General features: G+C 72.6%; 19 protein-coding genes. 13 read left to right on the top strand and 6 right to left on the bottom strand.

The features are described 5' to 3' along the window. Nucleotides 1-126: 126 nt before the first annotated feature. Nucleotides 127-1,461, bottom strand: a complete 1,335-nt coding sequence (locus tag ACZ6EM_RS18405) for a nicotinate phosphoribosyltransferase (RefSeq protein WP_465772765.1) — start codon at nt 1,459-1,461, stop codon at nt 127-129. Between the two features lie 140 nt (nt 1,462-1,601). Here ACZ6EM_RS18405 and clpS point away from each other — a divergent pair, with 140 nt between their 5' ends. From clpS to ACZ6EM_RS18370, 7 genes are all read left to right on the top strand, one after another. Next, nucleotides 1,602-1,895, top strand: a complete 294-nt coding sequence (gene clpS / locus ACZ6EM_RS18400; RefSeq protein WP_049654313.1) for an ATP-dependent Clp protease adapter ClpS — start codon at nt 1,602-1,604, stop codon at nt 1,893-1,895. A gap of 130 nt (nt 1,896-2,025) precedes the next feature. Further along, nucleotides 2,026-2,598 (top strand): DUF2017 domain-containing protein, encoded by a 573-nt coding sequence (locus ACZ6EM_RS18395; RefSeq protein WP_380632231.1) that lies wholly within the window; start codon nt 2,026-2,028, stop codon nt 2,596-2,598. 304 nt (nt 2,599-2,902) lie between these two features. Then, nucleotides 2,903-4,291 carry an amino acid permease gene (locus tag ACZ6EM_RS18390; protein ID WP_401048363.1) on the top strand — a complete coding sequence of 463 codons (1,389 nt, stop codon included), beginning with the start codon at nt 2,903-2,905 and terminating at the stop codon, nt 4,289-4,291. Between the two features lie 157 nt (nt 4,292-4,448). After that, nucleotides 4,449-4,874, top strand: coding sequence for a M67 family metallopeptidase (locus ACZ6EM_RS18385; RefSeq protein WP_465772764.1), 426 nt, complete (start codon nt 4,449-4,451; stop codon nt 4,872-4,874). A gap of 139 nt (nt 4,875-5,013) precedes the next feature. Then, entirely contained in the window at nt 5,014-5,133 is a 120-nt protein-coding gene (locus ACZ6EM_RS18380; protein ID WP_387694855.1) for a putative leader peptide, read from the top strand. 117 nt (nt 5,134-5,250) lie between these two features. Continuing rightward, nucleotides 5,251-5,529: a MoaD/ThiS family protein gene (locus ACZ6EM_RS18375; protein WP_465772763.1), complete on the top strand. Its 279-nt coding sequence runs from the start codon at nt 5,251-5,253 to the stop codon at nt 5,527-5,529. Between the two features lie 71 nt (nt 5,530-5,600). Beyond that, nucleotides 5,601-6,569, top strand: a complete 969-nt coding sequence (locus ACZ6EM_RS18370) for a PLP-dependent cysteine synthase family protein (RefSeq protein ID WP_359904138.1) — start codon at nt 5,601-5,603, stop codon at nt 6,567-6,569. A gap of 57 nt (nt 6,570-6,626) precedes the next feature. Here the strand turns inward: ACZ6EM_RS18370 and ACZ6EM_RS18365 are convergent, their stop codons facing one another. Next, the gene (locus tag ACZ6EM_RS18365) at nt 6,627-7,085 is read right to left on the bottom strand and encodes a type II toxin-antitoxin system PemK/MazF family toxin (RefSeq protein WP_380545619.1); all 459 of its coding nucleotides are present in this window, start codon (nt 7,083-7,085) and stop codon (nt 6,627-6,629) included. Between the two features lie 186 nt (nt 7,086-7,271). Between ACZ6EM_RS18365 and ACZ6EM_RS18360 the strand changes: the two genes are divergently transcribed. The 3 genes from ACZ6EM_RS18360 (at nt 7,272) to ACZ6EM_RS18350 (ending at nt 10,013) form a co-directional block, all read left to right on the top strand. Then, nucleotides 7,272-7,463: a MarR family transcriptional regulator gene (locus ACZ6EM_RS18360; RefSeq protein WP_359904135.1), complete on the top strand. Its 192-nt coding sequence runs from the start codon at nt 7,272-7,274 to the stop codon at nt 7,461-7,463. Between the two features lie 244 nt (nt 7,464-7,707). Continuing rightward, nucleotides 7,708-8,454, top strand: a complete 747-nt coding sequence (locus ACZ6EM_RS18355; RefSeq protein WP_401048362.1) for an MBL fold metallo-hydrolase — start codon at nt 7,708-7,710, stop codon at nt 8,452-8,454. Nucleotides 8,455-8,681: 227 nt separating this feature from the next. Then, nucleotides 8,682-10,013: an LAETG motif-containing sortase-dependent surface protein gene (locus ACZ6EM_RS18350; RefSeq protein WP_465772762.1), complete on the top strand. Its 1,332-nt coding sequence runs from the start codon at nt 8,682-8,684 to the stop codon at nt 10,011-10,013. Between the two features lie 150 nt (nt 10,014-10,163). Here the strand turns inward: ACZ6EM_RS18350 and ACZ6EM_RS18345 are convergent, their stop codons facing one another. The 4 genes from ACZ6EM_RS18345 to ACZ6EM_RS18330 all read right to left on the bottom strand — a co-directional run bounded on the left by ACZ6EM_RS18345 (nt 10,164) and on the right by ACZ6EM_RS18330 (nt 15,858). After that, nucleotides 10,164-11,450 carry an LLM class flavin-dependent oxidoreductase gene (locus ACZ6EM_RS18345; RefSeq protein WP_387733439.1) on the bottom strand — a complete coding sequence of 429 codons (1,287 nt, stop codon included), beginning with the start codon at nt 11,448-11,450 and terminating at the stop codon, nt 10,164-10,166. Next, nucleotides 11,447-12,502 carry an LLM class flavin-dependent oxidoreductase gene (locus ACZ6EM_RS18340; RefSeq protein WP_401054300.1) on the bottom strand — a complete coding sequence of 352 codons (1,056 nt, stop codon included), beginning with the start codon at nt 12,500-12,502 and terminating at the stop codon, nt 11,447-11,449. Before ACZ6EM_RS18340 ends, ACZ6EM_RS18345 begins: the two co-directional genes overlap by 4 nt. Nucleotides 12,503-12,903: 401 nt before the next feature. After that, nucleotides 12,904-14,181, bottom strand: coding sequence for a PTS transporter subunit EIIC (locus ACZ6EM_RS18335; protein ID WP_452178294.1), 1,278 nt, complete (start codon nt 14,179-14,181; stop codon nt 12,904-12,906). 387 nt (nt 14,182-14,568) lie between these two features. Continuing rightward, nucleotides 14,569-15,858, bottom strand: a complete 1,290-nt coding sequence (locus ACZ6EM_RS18330; protein WP_401048440.1) for a PTS transporter subunit EIIC — start codon at nt 15,856-15,858, stop codon at nt 14,569-14,571. A 402-nt stretch (nt 15,859-16,260) separates the two neighbouring features. On the opposite strand from ACZ6EM_RS18330, the gene ACZ6EM_RS18325 reads away from it, so the two are divergent. The 3 genes from ACZ6EM_RS18325 (at nt 16,261) to ACZ6EM_RS18315 (ending at nt 17,998) form a co-directional block, all read left to right on the top strand. Then, nucleotides 16,261-16,494: a PTS sugar transporter subunit IIB gene (locus ACZ6EM_RS18325; protein ID WP_063349220.1), complete on the top strand. Its 234-nt coding sequence runs from the start codon at nt 16,261-16,263 to the stop codon at nt 16,492-16,494. A gap of 141 nt (nt 16,495-16,635) precedes the next feature. Beyond that, nucleotides 16,636-17,361, top strand: coding sequence for a ribonuclease PH (gene rph / locus ACZ6EM_RS18320; RefSeq protein WP_401048438.1), 726 nt, complete (start codon nt 16,636-16,638; stop codon nt 17,359-17,361). A gap of 247 nt (nt 17,362-17,608) precedes the next feature. Beyond that, nucleotides 17,609-17,998, top strand: a complete 390-nt coding sequence (locus ACZ6EM_RS18315) for a hypothetical protein (RefSeq protein ID WP_465772761.1) — start codon at nt 17,609-17,611, stop codon at nt 17,996-17,998.

Here is a 17,998-nt window from a genome sequence, read left to right as displayed (position 1 = left end):
CGCGGGGGGTACTCGGGGAGCTCCGGGGGAACTCGGGGAACTCTACGGTTGACTGTAGGGAGTGGCGCGCGGGGGCGGAAGTCCCCGGGGCCGGTCCGGTGGGCCGGTCCCGGCCCCGGGCTCCGGTCAGTGGGCCGGCCCGGCGGGCAGGACCAGTTCGGTCGGCAGCACCGGGTCGCCCTTGGACAGTTGGGTGGCCGACAGCGGCAGGGCGGCGCGGGCGCGCACGTGCCGTTCGCGGGCGGCGCTCAGCGGCTCCCGGCCGACGGTCTCGCCGTCCAGCACCAGCGGCACCTGCACCAGGTGCGGGCGCAGCCCGTCCGGGACGGGCCCGGTGCCGACCACCTCGGCCTCGGCGACGCCGTCGGCGTCGGGCCGGCGGGCCGCCCACTTGCGGCCGCCGACGCTGGTCTTGCCGCCGGCCGCGCGCTTGGCGACCGGCACCATCGGCCCGCCCTCGGTCCCGGCGCGGGCGACCAGCTTGTAGACCATCGCGCAGGTCGGGTGGCCGCTGCCGGTGACCAGGCTGGTGCCGACGCCGTAGCCGTCCACCGGTGCGGCGGCCAGGGCGGCGATCGCGTACTCGTCGAGGTCCGAGGTGACGATGATCCTGGTCCGGTCGGCGCCGAGCTCGTCCAGCTGGCGGCGGACCCGGTGGGCCAGCAGGGTGAGGTCGCCGGAGTCGATCCGGACGGCGCCCAGTTCGGGGCCGGCCACCTCGACGGCGGTGCGCACGGCCTCGCGCAGGTCGAAGGTGTCGACCAGCAGCGTGGTGCCCTTGCCCATGGAGGCGATCTGCGCCGTGAAGGCGTCCCGTTCGCTGTCGTGCACCAGGGTGAAGGCGTGGGCGGCGGTGCCGGTGGTCGGGATGCCGTGGGTGAAGCCGGCCTCCAGGTCGGAGGTGGCGGCGAAGCCGGCCACGTAGGCCGCTCGGGCGGCGGCGACGGCGGACTGCTCGTGGGCGCGGCGGGCGCCCATCTCGATCACCGGGCGGCCGCCGGCGGCGGCGGTCATCCGGGAGGCGGCGGCGGCGATGGCCGAGTCGTGGTTGAGGATCGAGAGGATCACCGTCTCCAGGATCACGGCCTCGGCGAAGCTGCCCTCGACGGTGAGCAGCGGCGAGCCGGGGAAGTAGACCTCGCCCTCGGGGTAGCCGTGGATGTCGCCGCGGAAGCGGTAGTCGGCGAGGAAGCGCAGGGTGGTCTCGTCGACCACGTCCTGGTCGGCGAGCCAGTCCAGCTGGGGGGTGGTGAAGCGGAAGTTCTCGACGGCGTCCAGGACCCGACCGGTGCCGGCCATGACGCCGTATCGGCGGCCGCTCGGCAGGCGGCGGGTGAAGACCTCGAAGACGGAGCGGCGGTGCGCGGCCCCGCTGCGCAGGGCGGCCTGCAGCATGGTGAGCTCATAGCGGTCGGTGAGCAGCGCGGTCGAGCCGGCCGCGCGCACGGAAGTGGCGTCCATACGGATGATGCTACTACCACTTAGCGTCAGAGTGACGATTTCTCGGCGAGCGTGCCGGGCCGGAATCGCCGGGGTGTCCCCCGGATGGCAGCATGGGGCATGAGGGGTTACGGACGACTGTGCAGCGAGGAGGACCCGGCTTGAGCGTCGCGCCCGTGGAGATCGAGCGCCCGGAGGTCGAGGGGGTGCCGGTGACCGAGCCGGACACGCCCTGGGTGACCATCGTGCACAACGACCCGGTCAATCTGATGAGCTACGTCCAGTACGTCTTCCAGGCCTACTTCGGCTATCCGAAGGACAAGGCCCGGAAGCTGATGATGGACGTCCACACCAAGGGTCGGGCGGTGGTCTCCAGCGGCTCCCGCGAGGAGATGGAGCGCGACGTCCAGGCGATGCACGGCTACGGCCTCTGGGCGACGCTGCAGCACGACTGACGCCGGACCGACCGGCGCCGGCGGTACGGGCGTCGGCGCGACCGGCGCACAGGCGGCCGGGGCCGGCCCGACGGGTGCCGGACCGCCGGCCGTACGACCGAAGACGACGAAGACGGGCTGACCGATACAGATGGCTGGGTTGTTCGAGAGTGCCGGCGGTGGCGGCGCGGCGATCGCGCTGGACGAGTGGGAGGCCTCCATCCTGCGCTCGCTGGAAGTGCAGTTGCTGGAGCTGATCGGCCCAGGCCCGGGCGGGGAGGGTGACGACCCCTTGGCCGCGCTGTTCGCCGAGGGCCCGACCGAGGCTCCCGCCGACCCGGCGCTGGCGCGGCTCTTCCCGGACGCCTACGGCGACCCGGGGAAGCCGGAGGACGAGGAGGCCAGGGTCGCGTCCGGCGAGTTCCGCCGCTTCACCGAGCTGGACCTGCGGGCCCGCAAGCGGGACGACGCGCTGTTCGTGGTCCGGGCGCTGGACGGCCTCGGCGACGGCGGGGTGCTCAAGCTGGCGGTGCCCGACTGTCAGCGATGGCTGGGCGCGCTGAACGACCTGCGGCTGGCCGTCGGCGTCCGGCTGGAGGTCACCGAGGACGACGAGGACGGCCTCTACGAGCTGCCGGACGGCGACGAGCGCAAGCCGCTGGTGATGGCGTACCTGTGGCTGGGAGCCCTTCAGGAGTCGCTGCTGGAGGCCATGGCGGACTGAGTCCGAGCGGACCCGCCCCTCGGGGGAGTGATCCTGCCCGATTCCGGGCAAGCCCCGGCCGTTTCGTCCAGAATGTGGACGATTGGCCGGGGCATTTCTTATGAAAATCGGGCAAACCATACCAGGTCATGCTCAAATAACGCTCAGATGGACACCGCTGTCCGAACTTCGCGTGGTACGACTTCTCCACCCCCGAGACCGACCAGGACGGTGCACAGTGGCCGAGAAGTTGTACGACGAAAGGGTCGACAGCACGGCGGACGGCGAAGGCTACGAGCGCGGGCTCGGCAGCCGCCAGATCCAGATGATCGCGATCGGCGGAGCGATCGGCACCGGCCTGTTCCTCGGCGCCGGCACCGCGATCTCCCGCTCCGGCCCGAGCCTGATCCTCTCCTACGCCGTCGCCGGCCTGGTGATCTTCGTGATCATGCGGGCGCTCGGCGAACTGCTCACCTACCGACCGGTCTCCGGCAGCTTCGCCGAGTACGCCCGGGAGTTCCTCGGCCCCTTCGCCGGCTACGTGACCGGCTGGACGTACTGGCTGTTCTGGGTCGTCACCGGCATGGCGGAGACCACCGCCGCCGCCGTCTACGTGCGGTTCTGGGCGCCCGACATACCGCAGTGGGTCAGTGCGCTGACCTTCCTGGTCCTGCTCTACGCGGCCAACCTGATCTCGGTGAAGCTGTTCGGCGAGATCGAGTTCTGGTTCTCCATGGTCAAGGTCACCGCCATCATCGGCATGATCCTGATCGGCGTCGGGGTGCTGACCCTCGGCTTCAGCAAGGCCGGTGACACCGCGTCGCTCGGCCACCTCTGGCAGGACGGCGGCTTCTTCCCCCAGGGCATCGGCTCCACCGTGATGACCCTTCAGATCGTCATGTTCGCCTACCTGGGCGTCGAACTCGTCGGCGTCACCGCGGGCGAGAGCGAGAACCCCGAGAAGACCCTGCCGCGGGCCATCAACACCCTGCCCTGGCGGATCATGCTGTTCTACATCGGCGCGCTGGTGGTCATCCTCTCGCTCGTGCCGTGGACCGAGTTCCGGCCCGGAGTCAGCCCGTTCGTCGCCGCCTTCGGCAAGATCGGCATCCCGGCGGCGGCCGGCATCATCAACTTCGTGGTGCTCACCGCCGCGCTCTCCTCCTGCAACTCCGGGATGTACTCCACCGGCCGCATGCTGCGCGACCTCGCGCTGCGCGGCCAGGCCCCGGGACGGCTCACCAGGCTCAACTCCCGCCGCACCCCGGCCTTCGCGATCACCGTCTCCTGTCTGCTGATGGGGATCGGCGTGGTGCTCAACGGCGTCGTCCCGGCGCGGGCGTTCGAGTACATCACCTCGGTCGCCACGGTCTGCGGCCTGTGGACCTGGGCGATGATCCTGATCTCCCAGATCCGCTACCGCCGGGCCTGGCGGGCCGGCCACCTGCCGGCGCCCACCTTCAAGGCACCCGGCGGCGCCTGGGTCAGCTGGGCCGCGCTCGCCTTCCTCGCCCTGGTCGTGGTGCTGATCGGCCTGGACCGGGACAACCGGATCTCGCTGTTCGTCTTCCCCTGCTGGGCCGTGCTGCTGGTGGTCGGCTACCAGGTGCTCAAGCGCCGCGATCCGCGGGCCCTCCACGACGCCGCCGCGGACCGGCAGCCCGCCGACGACGGCAACCTGCCCGCCGGCGACGGGAGTCTGGACGCCCGCTGACCGGGCCCGGACGCCACGGCCCGGCCCCGGCGCCACCGACCGGAAGCGGACACCCACCGCCCGGATGTGGACACCCACCACCCGGACGTGGACACCCACCGACCGCGCCTCGGACGCCCCGGCGGACAGCCGCCGGGGCGTGGCTATCCTGGCCCGCATGCTGACCATCACCCGAGAACTCCGCGACCGGATCGTGGCCCACGCCCGCGCCGACCACCCGGACGAGGCCTGCGGCGTGGTCGCCGGACCGGCCGGCAGCGGCCGGCCCGAGCGGTTCGTCCCGATGCTCAACGCCGCCCGCTCGCCCACCTTCTACGAGTTCGACTCGGGCGACCTGCTCAAGCTCTACCGCGAGATGGACGACCGGGACGAGGAGCCGGTGATCGTCTACCACTCGCACACCGCCACCGAGGCCTACCCCTCGCGCACCGACGTGAGCTACGCCTCCGAGCCGTTCGCCCACTACGTCCTGGTCTCCACCGCCGAGGGCGAGGACGACCCGTACCAGTTCCGCTCGTTCCGCATCGTGGACGGCGAGATCACAGAGGAAGACGTGCAGGTCGTCGAGGCCTACCCGGTCTGACCGGCACCCCCGCGGACGCGGCCCGCCGACCCCTCCCGAAGGGGCGGCGGGCCGCTGTCGTCTCAGCCCTGAGAACGGGAACATCCGGATCCCGAGACAGCCATGTCGGAGCGGGCCCGGGAATCTATACGATGAGCCCATGCGTTCCGTCGATGTGAGCACTCAGGCCCCGGGCATCCGCCTCGTGGCGCGCCTGCACATCGACCTGTGCCGGCACGCCGGTGCGATCTGTCCCGGCACGCCCGCGCGCTCGCGCTGAGAGCCGCTTCACCACCTCACCCGGGCCCGCCGCCCCCGGCGACGCCGAGCCCGGGGCGACCGCCCCGCCGCCTCCGCCGCGGCCCACTCACTCCACGACTCGCCCAGGAGCGCACTCATGGCCATCGAGGTCCGCATCCCGACCATCCTCCGCACCTACACCGAAGGCGCCAAGGCCGTCGAGGGCAACGGCAGCAACCTCGGGGAACTCTTCACCGACCTCGACGCCCGCCACCCGGGCATCGCCGCCCGCCTGGTCGAGGGCGGCGAGCTGCGCCGCTTCGTCAACGTCTACCTGAACGACGAGGACGTCCGCTTCCTGGAGGGCATCTCCACCGCCCTCGCCGACGGCGACAGCGTCACCATCCTGCCCGCCGTGGCCGGCGGCGCCCGCTGACCTCCCGGTTCCCCCGCCCGCACGGCGGGGGAACCGCCCTCTCCACCCCACCGCCTTGGCCGGAGGCCCCCTTGCGTTACGACAGTCCGCTCGAAGCCGTCGGCAACACCCCGCTGGTCCGTCTGCCGAGGCTGTCCGCCGCCGTCCCCGGCAACGCCGACGGCCTGGTGAGCCTCTGGGCCAAGCTGGAGGACCGCAACCCGACCGGCTCGATCAAGGACCGCCCGGCCCTGCACATGATCGAGCGCGCCGAGGCCGACGGCCGGCTCACCCCCGGCTGCACCGTCCTGGAGCCCACCAGCGGCAACACCGGCATCTCGCTGGCCATGGCCGCCAAGCTCAAGGGCTACCGGATGGTCTGCGTGATGCCGGAGAACACCAGCGAGGAGCGGCGCGAACTGCTCCGCATGTGGGGCGCCGAGATCATCCCCTCCCCGGCGGCCGGCGGCTCCAACACCGCCGTACGGATGGCCAAGGAGATCGCCGCCGAGCACCCCGACTGGGTGATGCTCTACCAGTACGGCAACCCCGACAACGCGGGCGCCCACTACACCGGCACCGGCCCCGAGATCCTCGCCGACCTGCCCACCGTCACCCACTTCGTGGCGGGCCTCGGCACCACCGGCACCCTGATGGGCGTCGGCCGCTACCTGCGCGAGAAGGTCCCCGGCGTGAGGATCGTCGCCGCCGAACCGCGCTACGACGACGTGGTGTACGGGCTGCGCAACCTCGACGAGGGCTTCGTCCCCGAGCTGTACGACGCCGAGGTGCTCACCACCCGCTTCTCGGTCGGCTCCGCGGACGCCGTCCGCCGCACCCGCGAACTCCTCCAGCAGGAGGGCATCTTCGCGGGCGTCTCGACCGGCGCCATCCTGCACGCGGCGATCGGTGTCGGGCGCAAGGCGGCGGCCGCGGGGGAGCGCGCGGACATCGTCTTCGTGGTCGCCGACGGCGGCTGGAAGTACCTGTCCACCGGCATCTACACCGCCGAGTCCACCGAGGCCGCGGTCGAGGCGCTGCAGGGCCAGCTCTGGGCGTAGGGCGCAGGGCCCGTCCCGTGGATCCTCGCCGGGCCCGCGGAATCCGGGGGCAGGCCGCTAACCGCGCGGCAGCGCCCGCTGCGCCCGGGCCCAGACCTGCCGGTCCACCGCGCCGGCCCGGCGGCGGAAGGCCGACAGCGGTACCTCGCGCAGCTCGTCGGTCTCCAGCCAGCTGGCCCGGCCCTCCCGGTCACCCACCGTCCCGGGCGGCAGCGGCAGTACGCCCGGGCGTTCCGCGTGGTGCTTGCTGGTGATCTTGGCGACGGTGGCGGTCCGGCCGCGCACCCGCAGCACCAGGCACGGGCGGTCCTTGGACCCGGGCCCGTCCTCGAACGGCACCTGCGCCCACCAGATCTCCTGCGGCTCGGGGCCGGCCCCCGGCCGCGGCTTCGGGCCGGTCGGCCCGGCCGGGCGCGGGGCCGGGCGGGTGCGCCGCACCAGCGCCGCCGCGGCGGCGGCCAGCAGCGCGACGCCCAGCAGCGACAGGACGAGCCAGGTAGCGGTCATGCCGTTCATGCGGCGAACCGTACCGGGCCGGGGTGACCGCCACTACCGTGCCGGCCGTGACAGTCGGGCATTTGTCCGCGCATTGCTCCCGGTTCGTCACGGAACTGCCACAATGCCCGTTCTGCGCCCGGAGTCCCGGCCGGTCCGGCAAGGCTGCGTCACGAACGTCCGCCCCCGTCCCCCGGAGGTGCCCCCGTGACCCGTGGCCCCGAGCTGTGGTCCTGCGCCGAGATCGCCCGCCACATCAACGTCCGGCCCGCGACCGTCCGCAGTTACCGCCGGCACCGGCTGCTGCCCGATCCGGACGTGATCGACGGCAGCGGCCGCCCGCGGTGGTACCCGTTCACCATCCGTACCTGGGCCCGCAACCGGCCCCGGCGCCGCTGATCCCCGGCCCGTCAACCACCCCCGCTCCCGCTCCCGGCGTTCTGGTGATTCCGCCCACAGCCCGGCACGGGGACGGGGGCAAAGTGCCGCTCCGCCCTTACCCTCGACACACCAACGCAGTGCTACCGGCCGGTTCGCCGCGCCCGGCCTGCCGTTTTCCATGCCGTTTTCCACGCTGTCCGGTGGAGGACGGCGATGCCGTTTTCCAGCAGCAGCCAGGATGTGTCGGGGCGGAGGGGCTCGGATGAAACTGACCGTGGTGGGGTGTTCGGGGAGCTTCCCGGCCCCCGACTCGCCCTGCTCCAGCTACCTGGTCGAGGCCGAGGGCTACCGCGTCGTGCTCGACCTCGGCAACGGAGCCCTCGGCGCCCTCCAGAAGTACACCGGCCTCTACGACGTCGACGCCGTCCTGCTCAGCCACCTGCACGCCGACCACTGCGTCGACCTGTGCGCCTACTGGGTGGCCCGCAACTACCGCGCCGAGGGCTGCCCGGAACTGCTGCCCGTGTACGGTCCGGCCGGCACCGCCGAGCGGCTCGCCCGCGCCTACGACATGCCGGAGAACCCCGGGATGAAGGAGGTGTTCGAGTTCCGCACGCTCACCCCCGGCAGCTTCGAGCTCGGCCCGTTCCGGATCGGCGTCGCCCAGGTCAACCACCCCGTCGACGCCTTCGCCTTCCGGCTGGAGCACGACGGCCGCTCGCTGGTCTACAGCGGGGACACCGGCGAGAGCGCCGAACTCGTCGAACTCGCCCGCGACACCGATCTCTTCCTCTGCGAGGCGGCGTACATCGACGGGCGCGACACCTATCGGGCCGTCCACCTCAACGGCCGCGAGGCGGGCGAGCACGCCGCCGCGGCCGGCGCCCGCCGGCTCGTCCTCACCCACATCCCCCCGTGGACCGACGCCGAGCACAACCGGCGGGACGCCGCGGCCGCCTACCCGGGGCCGGTCGAGGTCGCCCGGGCCGGTGCGGTGTACGAGGTCTGAGCAGCTTGGCGGGGGTTGCGCGGGGTTCCGCGGAATTCCCGGGAAAAAGTTCCGGGACGACCCGCAACCTCGCCGCCCCCCGTACGTCCTAGTAGGTGAGCGGCGGGAAACGCCGCCGGAACGGTCGGCCCGTCGGGCGCGGCCGCGATCACACCACTCACCAGGCTTGCTTCGTGCTGCCCGGATCCGGCCGTGTCGGTCCGGAGCGGAAATCCAGGGGGATTCCCATGCGCAAGACCAACCGTGCCCTGAACCGGGCCCGCCGGCTCGTTCCGGCGGTCGCGCTGACCGCCGCGCTGGTCGCCGGCGGCGCCGTGACCGCGACCCCGGCGTTCGCCACCGCCGGGCCGCTCAGCCTGACCGTGCACGCCCCGGCGGTGGTCGGCTTCGCGGGCGGGCCGGTCGAGTTCACCGAGCACATCGGCAACCCGGGGGACCAGGGCACGTCCGTCGTGCTGGACTTCGAGATCGAGAGCGACCTCGGGACGCCGCCGGACGCCCTGAGCCTCGACTACTTCAGCGACATGACCGGTGGCTGGCTGCCGGTGGACCTGAAGGCGCGCTCCGAAGGGAACCGGATGGTCAACGCGGGCGGCACCGGCAAGGTGACGGTCCCGGCGGGCGGCGCCGACGTCAGGCTCCGCCTCGGTGTTCCGATGGGCAAGCCGCACGACGGGGCCACCAACGGCGGCACCGGCCCGAACCTCGCCTTCCGCACCGCGGTCAAGGGCTGGTGGCAGGACTCCCCGGTCGAGCCGCCGCTCAACGACACCCACGTGATCAACGTGGAGGGGATCACCAACGGGGTGTCCGGGGTCCCGGCCACCGCCGTCGCGGGCGGGGCGCCCATCGAGTTCGACGCGGTGCTCAGGAACCCGACGCCGTCCGCCTACACCAACCTCGGCAACGTGCTGTTCACCGACCGGCACGCCAGGGTCGAGGTCCGTGGCGCCGACGGCACCTGGACCGTCCTGGCGCCGGTCACCACCGAGGCCGAGCCTCCGGCGGGCTTCTACCTGGACGGCCGCAACTCCTCGGTGGCCCCCGGGAGTTCGCAGACCAAGCGGGTCCGGGTCAGCTACCCGGCCGACATGCCGCCGGGCGCGACCGAGCTGAACCCCTGCGTGTTCGTCAACGAGGGCGACGGCATGCCCTTCCGCGGCACCACCATGTGCTCGCCCGGCGCCACCGTCCGGGTCGTCGCCCCGGAACCGAAGCCCACCACCACGCCCGCCCCGACCGGCACCCCGGAGAGCACCGGGACCCCGGCCCCGGCCCCGTCCAACGGCTCGAACGGCTCGAAGCCGCAGCCGGGCGGCGACGCGCCCGCCGCCCAGCAGGCCGGCGACGTCACCAGGGCACCGGCCGCCCCGGCCGCTTCGGCGCCCGCCGCGCCCGCGGGCGACGCCCCGGCGGCCGGTGACCGGCCGGTGGGCGGCCACCTGGCCTCCACCGGCGCCGACAGCGACCGGACCGGCCTGATCGCGGGCGCCGGAGCGCTGCTGGTGGGCGCCGGCGCGGGGGCCTTCTTCCTGGCCCGCCGCCGCCGCACCAGCTGACCGCCCGCCGTGCGCGGCCCGTCCGGGAGGCCCGGGAGGCCCGGGCGGGCCGCGCACGGCCGTGTCACCGGCGTCGGTCGCGGCGGCCCGGTGGGTCACCCGGCTGTGGGAGGCCGGCCGGGTGGCCCCCGGGTGCCGGGCGACGGATCGTCAGCGCCGCCCGGGCGCCGGCAGTCCGAGGTGGTCCCGCAGGGTGGGGCCGGTGTAGTCGGTGCGGAACACCCCGCGCTCCTGGAGCAGCGGTACGACCCGGTCGACGAACTCGTCCAGCCCGCCAGGGGTGAGGTGCGGGACGAGGATGAAGCCGTCGGCCGCGTCGTTCTGCACGAAGTGGTCGATCTGCGCGGCGACGGTGGCGGGCGAGCCGATGAAGGACTGCCGGCCGGTCAGCTCGATCACCAGCTCGCGGCTGGTCAGCTTCTTCTCCGCGGCCACCGCCCGCCACCGTTCGGCGAGGGCCACCGGGTCGGCGTGCCGGACCCGCCCCTGGACCAGGCCGCTGTCCGGGTCGGGGTCGACGGTCGGCAGCGGTCCGTCGGGGTCGTGGTCGGACAGGTCGACGCCCCAGACCTGCTCCAGGAAGGCGATCGTGGTCTGCGGGCCGACCTGGGCCCGGCGGATCCCGTGGGCCCGTTCGGCGGCCTCGGCGTCGGTGTCGCCGAGGACGAAGGTGGCCCCGGGCATGATCTTCAGCTCGTCCGGCTTGCGCCCGTACGCGGCGAGCCGGCGTTTGACGTCGGTGTGGAAGGCCTGGCCGTCGGCGAGGGTGGAGTGCCGGGAGAAGACCACGTCGGCGGTGGCGGCGGCGAACTCGCGCCCCTCGTCGGAGTCCCCGGCCTGGATCACCACCGGGTGGCCCTGCGGCGGCCGCGGCAGCGAGAGTCTGCCCTCGACCTCGAACTGCGGGCCGCGGTGCCGGGCGGGTTCGTCCCCGGCGTCCCAGAACTCCCGTGCCAGCTGGACGAATTCGGCGGCGCGGGTGTAGCGGTCGGCGCGGTCCAGGTAGCCGCCGCGGCGGAAGTTCTCCCCGGTGAAGGCGTCCGAGGAGGTGACCACGTTCCAGGCCGCGCGGCCGCCGGAGAGGTGGTCCAGCGAGGCGAAGCGGCGGGCCAGTTCGTACGGCTCGTTGAAGGTCGCGTTGACGGTGGCGGCCAGGCCGAGCCGTTCGGTGACGGCGGCGAGCGCGTTCAGTACGGTGATCGACTCGGGGCGGCCGACCACGTCGAGGTCGTGGATGAGGCCCTTGGTCTCGCGCAGCCGCAGGCCCTCGGCGAGGAAGAAGAAGTCGAACTTCCCGCGTTCGGCGGTCTGCGCGAGGTGGCGGAACGAGGAGAACTCGATGTGGCTGCCGGAGGCCGGGTCGCTCCACACCGTGGTGTTGTTGACGCCGGGGAAGTGCGCGGCCAGGTGGATCTGCTTGAGCGGTCGGTCCGTCATCGGGTCACCTCGGCGAGGGCGGGGGAAGCGGCGGGGGCGCCGGCGGGGCGGGCGGCGTAGCGGCTGGCCGGGCGGGCCAGGCCGAGGTGGTCGCGCAGGGTGCGGCCGGTGTACTCGGCGCGCAGCAGGCCCGCGGCGCGCAGGGCGGGGGCGATCCGGTCGGCCAGCGCCGCCAGGTCGCGCGGCGGGTCGGCGGGGGAGAGGTGGAAGCCGTCCACGCCGGTGCCGGTCGCGGTGAGTTCGGCGAGCAGCCGCTCGTCGGCGGCCCGGTCGGGCAGCGCGGACAGGGCGGTGTCGAGCCGGGCGAGGATGCGCAGGCCCTCCCCGGCGCGCAGCCGCAGTTCGGTGGCGGCGGTCAGCCTGGTGGCGCGGTCGGGGGCGTCGAGCAGCACGACATCGGCGTGCCGGATCGCGGCGGCGGTCCGGGCCCGCCCGCCCGGGGAGGCGTCCGGCGCGAGGTCGGCGGCGGCGACCGGCACCGCGACCACCGGGCGGCCCTGCGGCGGGCGCGGGGTGATGGACGGGCCGCGGACCGAGAAGTGCGGGCCCTCGAAGTCGATGTAGTGCAGTTTGTCGCGGTCGATGAACCGCCCGGTCGCGGTGTCGCGGATCTCCGCGTCGTCCTCCCAGCTGTCCCAGAGCCGGGCGGCCACCTCGACGGCGTCGGCGGCCTCGGCCCACAGCTCGTCCTCGGCGCCGACCGGGCGGCGGCCGAAGGCCCGGGCCTCGGCCTCGGTCGTGGAGACGCCGACCAGCCAGCCGGCCCGGCCCTCGCTCGCCCAGTCCAGGGTGTTGACCGAGATCGAGGTGTGGAAGGGCTCGGTGTGGGTGGTGGTGACGGTCGGCACCAGTCCGACCCGGTCGGTCAGCGGGGCGATCCGGGCGAGGGCGGCGAGCGCGTCGGGGCGGCTCGGCGCGGCGGCGAAGGAGTCGTCGAGGGTGACGAAGTCCAGGGTGGCCCGCTCGGCGAGGCGGGCGAGGTAGGCGTAGTGCCCGGCGTCGAAGCGGCCGGGGCTGTCGAGGGCGGCGGACAGGTGCAACTGGCGGGGCATGGTGAGCCTGACTTCCTCGTGCGGACGCGTGCGGGCGCCGGCGCGGCCGTGCGGGGAGCACGGGAGCGCGGGGGCACGCCGGAGCGCGGTGGCGGCCCGCGGGCGGAGCCCGTGCGGGCGGGGGGAAGGTCCGGCGCCGGGCGGGACGTCAGCCGGGCGGCGGCGGGGGAACGGTCAGCTCAGCCGCGACACGCCGCGGACCACACGCGACCGAAGTCGATGTGGCTGCGGGTGACCAGCGGGCACGAGGCGTTCACCGCTTCAGTTGACCAGGGCGTCCGTCGGTTCGTCAACCGCCGTTTCCGTCGGCCCGGGGTGCCCGGGCACGCCGAAGGCCCCGCCCCGCCGCTGGGGGAGCAGCGGCGGGGCGGGGCCTTCGGGGCGGGGCGGTGACGCGGGCGTCAGGCCTTGGTGACGTCCTCGATCTCGTCGTCGTCCTCGCGACCGGGGGTCTTGAGGTCGAACTTGGCGATCGCGAAGCGGAAGAGGAAGTAGTAGACCGCGGCGAAGGCCAGGCCGAGCGGGATGATCATCCACGGGTCGGTGGCCTTGTTCCAGGCCAGCGCGTAGTCGATCAGGCCGCCGGAGAAGGTGAAGCCGTCGTGCACGCCGAGCGCCCAGGTGACGGTCATCGAGACGGCGGTGAGCAGCGCGTGGATGACGTACAGGACCGGGGCGATGAAGACGAAGGCGAACTCGATCGGCTCGGTGACACCGGTGACGAAGGAGGTCAGGGCCAGCGAGACCATCATGCCGGTGACGGCCTTGCGGCGGTGCGGCTTGGCGGCGTGGGCGATGGCCAGCGCGGCGGCGGGCAGCGCGAACATCATGATCGGGTAGAAGCCCGACATGAACTGTCCGGCGGTCGGGTCGCCGGCGAAGAAGCGGGTCAGGTCGCCGTGCACGACGGTGCCGTCGGGCTTGGTGAAGTCACCGGTCTGGAACCAGGCGTAGGAGTTCACGAACTGGTGCATGCCGACCGGCAGCAGACCGCGGTTGACCAGGCCGAAGGCGCCCGCACCGAACGCGCCGGCGCCGATCAGGGTGTCGTTCAGGCTCTTGATGGCGTCGCCGATCGGGCCCCAGGCCAGACCGAAGAAGACGCCGACGGCGGTGCCGACGAAGGCCATGATGATCGGGACCAGGCGGCGGCCGTTGAAGAAGCCGAGCCAGTCGACCAGCTTGGTGCGGTGGTACTTCTGCCACAGCACCGCGGCCAGTAGACCGATCACGATGCCGCCGAGCACACCCGGGTTCTGGTAGGTGGCGGCGTCGTCCTTGCCGGGGAGGATCTTGTACTCGGTGATCGGGAACGCGGTGAGCACGTTCTTGTACACCAGGTAGCCGACCAGTGCGGCGAGGGCGGTGGAGCCGTCCGCCTTCTTGGCGTAGCCGATCGCGATACCCACCGCGAAGAGCATCGGCAGAGCGTCGAAGACCGAGGTGCCGGCGGTGTTGAACACCGCGGCGACCTTGTCCCAGCCGAGGCCGTCCTTGCCGAACACGTCGTCCTGGCCGAGACGCATCAGCAGACCGGCTGCGGGGAGCACGGCGATGGGCAGCTGGAGGCTGCGACCGATCTTCTGCAGACCCTGGAGGAGGTTCTGGCCGAACTTCTTGGCGGGGCTGGGTGGGGCCGGAGCCGTGGCGGGCGCCGGTGCCTGCGCAGACTGACTCATGGGGGTGGGTTCCTAACGGCATGGCGGTCGGTCGGGGGGAAGGCACAGGGGCCGAACCGCGAACTGGTCTACACCACACGTGGTGTAGACCAGTTTTGTAGCACGGGTGGAGAAGTCGAGGAACCCCGGAAAGCGGTGTCGCCGGGAAGCGCTATGAAATCGAAACCTACTTACCGAATGGCGATCATGGTCGCGGCTGCGATCGGCATTTTGGCCGACCGCGCAACAAAATCGATTTTGGCTAATCGCGCAACAAAAGCACAGCCTGTTCCGGTGGGCCCTGCCAGGCGCGTTGGGCCGGGGTGACCGGGCTTTCCGAAATGCCGAAGGCCCCCGGACCGTCGGGTCCGGGGGCCATTGCGGGGATAACCCCGGTGTCGCCCGGGCTCAGGCCTTGGTGACGTCCTCGACCTGGTCGTCGTCCTCCCGCCCGGGTGTTTTCAGGTTGAATTTGACGATGATGAACCGGAAGAGCGCGTAGTACACGGCGGCGAAGCAGAGGCCGATCGGGATGATCAGCCACGGCTTGGTGGCCAGCCCCCAGTTGATCGCGTAGTCGATCAGGCCGGCCGAGAAGCTGAACCCGTCGTGCACCCCGAGACCCCAGGTCACCGCCATCGAGGCGCCGGTCAGCAGCGCGTGCACGGCGTACAGGGCGGGGGCGAGGTAGGCGAAGGAGTACTCGATCGGTTCGGTGACGCCCGTCACGAAGGAGGTCAGGCCGACCGAGAGCATCAGGCCGTAGATCTCCTTGCGCCGGTGCGGCTTCGCCGAGTGCGCCATCGCGAGGGCGGCGGCCGGCAGCGCGAACATCATGATCGGGAAGAAGCCGGACTGGAACTGGCCGGCCGTCGGGTCGCCCGCCAGGAAGCGCGGGATGTCGCCGTGCACGATCGTGCCGTCCGGCTTGACGAACTCGCCGAACTGGAACCAGACGAAGGTGTTCAGCAGCTGGTGCATGCCGATCAGCAGCAGTGCGCGGTTGAAGACGCCGAAGATGCCGGCGCCGGCCGCGCCCAGGTCGGCGAGGGTCTGCGAGAAGTCGTTCAGGCCGCGGCCGATCGGCGGCCAGACCCAGAGCGCCACCACGGCGGTCAGCATGCCGACCAGGGCGGTGATCATCGGAACCAGGCGGCGGCCGTTGAAGAAGCCGAGCCAGTCGACCAGCTTGGTGCGGTGGAACCGGACCCACAGCCAGGCCGACATCAGGCCGATCAGGATGCCGCCCAGCACGCCCGGGTTCTGGTACGTCGCGGCCGCCGCCTTCGCCGAGGTGTAGTCCACGCACTGGTCGCTGACCAGCACCGTCGGCGGCTTGCAGTGCTCCGGGAAGGCGTGCAGGACCCGGAAGTAGACCAGGAAGCCGACCACGGCGGCCAGTGCCGTCGAGCCGTCCGCCTTCTTCGCCATGCCGATCGCGACGCCGACGCAGAACAGCATCGGCAGGCCGAAGGCCGAGTCGAGCAGTGCGCCGCCCGCGGCGGCGAAGACCCTGGCGACGTCGTCCCAGCCCAGTCCGTCCTTGCCGAACACGTCCGGCTGGCCGAGCCGGTTGAGGATGCCCGCGGCGGGGAGCACGGCCACCGGGAGCTGCAGGGAGCGGCCCATCTTCTGGAGGCCGCCGTAGAAGGTGTGCCACCACGTGGTCTGCGGGGCCGTGGCGCCTGCCGAACTCATCCTTCGCCCTCCGGGTGCGGTTGCCGGCCGGCGGGCCCCTGCGGGACCCTCGGGCGGGGTTCGGGAACACCCGGGGCCGTTACCGCGTTCCTCGGAGTACACATATATTGGTGTAGACCACTTGGAAGCAGGCCGTACTCCGGAGGCGCGAGCCCCGCTGATCGTCATCCTCGGGCGACGATCGGACGCCTGCCCGCCGGAATGGGCCAAAAGTGGACTAACGTGGCGGACCGGACCGGCACGGGTGATGCTGGTCGCGCTGCTCGCCGGCACGACCGCAGCCGAACCCGCGTCAGCCACCGGCACGGACCTCACCGCCCGGCGGTCGAGGGACACCCCAGCACCAGCGCAGGACGGCACCCGGCAGAGCCGCCGAAGGGCCGAGACAGAGGGAGAAACCAGATGGCCAGCAAGGCTGAGAAGATCGTCGCCGGTCTGGGCGGCATCGACAACATCGAAGAGGTCGAGGGCTGCATCACCCGCCTGCGTACCGAGGTCAAGGACGCCTCCCTGGTCAACGAGGCCGCCCTCAAGGCCGCCGGCGCCCACGGCGTCGTGAAGATGGGCACCGCGATCCAGGTCGTCATCGGCACCGACGCCGACCCGATCGCCGCCGACATCGAGGACATGATGTGAGCTGAGCCACCCGGGTTCAGCCCGCCCGGCCCGCCGACCCGCTCAGGGGGACGGCGGGCCGCGGCGCGTCCCCGCCGGCTCCCGGACCGGCCCCCCGCCGCTTCCCGGACCGGCCCCCCGGAGCGACTACGCTCAGTGCCTATGTCACGCATCGACGGCCGCACCCCCGAACAGCTCCGCCCGATCACCATCGAACGGGGCTGGAGCAAGCACGCCGAAGGCTCCGTCCTCATCTCCTACGGCGACACCAAGGTGCTGTGCACCGCCAGCGTCACCGAGGGCGTGCCCCGCTGGCGCAAGGGCAGCGGCGAGGGCTGGGTCACCGCCGAGTACTCCATGCTCCCGCGCGCCACCAACACCCGCGGCGACCGCGAGGCCGTCAAGGGCCGCATCGGCGGCCGCACCCACGAGATCAGCCGGCTGATCGGCCGTTCGCTGCGCGCCGTCGTGGACCACCGGGCGCTCGCCGAGAACACCATCGTCCTCGACTGCGACGTCCTCCAGGCCGACGGCGGCACCCGCACCGCCGCCATCACCGGCGCGTACGTCGCCCTGGTCGACGCCGTCGCCTGGGCCCGCGACAAGAAGCTGCTGCGCGCCAAGGGCCAGCCGATCACCGGCGGCGTCAGCGCCGTCAGCGTCGGCATCATCGACGGCGCCCCGATGCTCGACCTCCAGTACGAGGAGGACGTGCGCGCCGAGACCGACATGAACATCGTCTGCACCTCCGACGGCCGCTTCGTCGAGGTCCAGGGCACCGCCGAGGGCGCCCCGTTCGACCGCGAGCTGCTCGACCGGCTGCTCGACCTCGGCAGCCTCGGCTGCGCGGAGCTGGACGCGATCCAGCGCAAGGCCCTGGAGGGCTGAACCGGCGCGGGTCCCGCAGCCGTGGACCGGAGCGGACGCACGGTCAGCCCGCGGGCGCGGACGGCCGTTCGGGCCGCGGTGCGGACACGCGTGCGGGCCGCGGGCGAACGGCCCGCCGAACCGGTCGGCCTGCTGTACAGGCCGGGCCCGGAGACCGTACGGTTCCCGCAGCACTCCCGCTGCGGGAACCGCGCACCTCCCGGCGCGCGTCCCCCATCACGGAACCCGCGCCCCACAGGAGGATCGGATGCCGTCGAGCATCGCCCGCCCCGCCGCCCTCGCCGTGGCCGGACTCATCGCGATCCTCCCGCTCAGCATGGTGAGCTGCTCCGCCGCGCAGAAGGCGCTCGACTGCGGCAACACCGCGGTGCGGATCACCGGCGACATCGCCGACGTCACCCAGGCCTACGACAACGCGAGCAACGACGCGGCCGCGGCGGGGAAGGCCCTGCAGAAGCTCAAGAACGACCTCGACCAGGTCGGGAAGAACTCCAAGAACACCGACGTCGCCAAGGCCGTGACCGATCTGCAGAAGCAGGTCGAGAACGTGCAGCGGGCCGCGGACCGCAACGACGTCCCGGACCTCAAGCCGCTCGGCGCCGCGGCCGGCAACCTCACCTCGGTCTGCACCGGCTGA

The organism is Kitasatospora sp. NPDC041917, from assembly GCF_055589745.1.
This window is presented reverse-complemented; position numbering and strand designations above follow the sequence as displayed.

Excerpts from the sequence above, each read along its gene's own strand:
- ACZ6EM_RS18405 (WP_465772765.1), bottom strand. The coding sequence starts at position 1,461 with ATGGACGCCACTTCCGTGCGCGCGGCCGGCTCGACCGCGCTGCTCACC.
- ACZ6EM_RS18395 (WP_380632231.1), top strand. The coding sequence starts at position 2,026 with ATGGCTGGGTTGTTCGAGAGTGCCGGCGGTGGCGGCGCGGCGATCGCG.
- ACZ6EM_RS18390 (WP_401048363.1), top strand. The coding sequence starts at position 2,903 with ATGATCGCGATCGGCGGAGCGATCGGCACCGGCCTGTTCCTCGGCGCC.
- ACZ6EM_RS18385 (WP_465772764.1), top strand. The coding sequence starts at position 4,449 with ATGCTGACCATCACCCGAGAACTCCGCGACCGGATCGTGGCCCACGCC.
- ACZ6EM_RS18380 (WP_387694855.1), top strand. The coding sequence starts at position 5,014 with ATGCGTTCCGTCGATGTGAGCACTCAGGCCCCGGGCATCCGCCTCGTG.
- ACZ6EM_RS18375 (WP_465772763.1), top strand. The coding sequence starts at position 5,251 with ATGGCCATCGAGGTCCGCATCCCGACCATCCTCCGCACCTACACCGAA.
- ACZ6EM_RS18365 (WP_380545619.1), bottom strand. The coding sequence starts at position 7,085 with ATGAACGGCATGACCGCTACCTGGCTCGTCCTGTCGCTGCTGGGCGTC.
- ACZ6EM_RS18355 (WP_401048362.1), top strand. The coding sequence starts at position 7,708 with ATGAAACTGACCGTGGTGGGGTGTTCGGGGAGCTTCCCGGCCCCCGAC.
- ACZ6EM_RS18350 (WP_465772762.1), top strand. The coding sequence starts at position 8,682 with ATGCGCAAGACCAACCGTGCCCTGAACCGGGCCCGCCGGCTCGTTCCG.
- ACZ6EM_RS18345 (WP_387733439.1), bottom strand. The coding sequence starts at position 11,450 with ATGACGGACCGACCGCTCAAGCAGATCCACCTGGCCGCGCACTTCCCC.
- ACZ6EM_RS18340 (WP_401054300.1), bottom strand. The coding sequence starts at position 12,502 with ATGCCCCGCCAGTTGCACCTGTCCGCCGCCCTCGACAGCCCCGGCCGC.
- ACZ6EM_RS18335 (WP_452178294.1), bottom strand. The coding sequence starts at position 14,181 with ATGAGTCAGTCTGCGCAGGCACCGGCGCCCGCCACGGCTCCGGCCCCA.
- ACZ6EM_RS18330 (WP_401048440.1), bottom strand. The coding sequence starts at position 15,858 with ATGAGTTCGGCAGGCGCCACGGCCCCGCAGACCACGTGGTGGCACACC.
- ACZ6EM_RS18325 (WP_063349220.1), top strand. The coding sequence starts at position 16,261 with ATGGCCAGCAAGGCTGAGAAGATCGTCGCCGGTCTGGGCGGCATCGAC.
- rph (WP_401048438.1), top strand. The coding sequence starts at position 16,636 with ATGTCACGCATCGACGGCCGCACCCCCGAACAGCTCCGCCCGATCACC.
- ACZ6EM_RS18315 (WP_465772761.1), top strand. The coding sequence starts at position 17,609 with ATGCCGTCGAGCATCGCCCGCCCCGCCGCCCTCGCCGTGGCCGGACTC.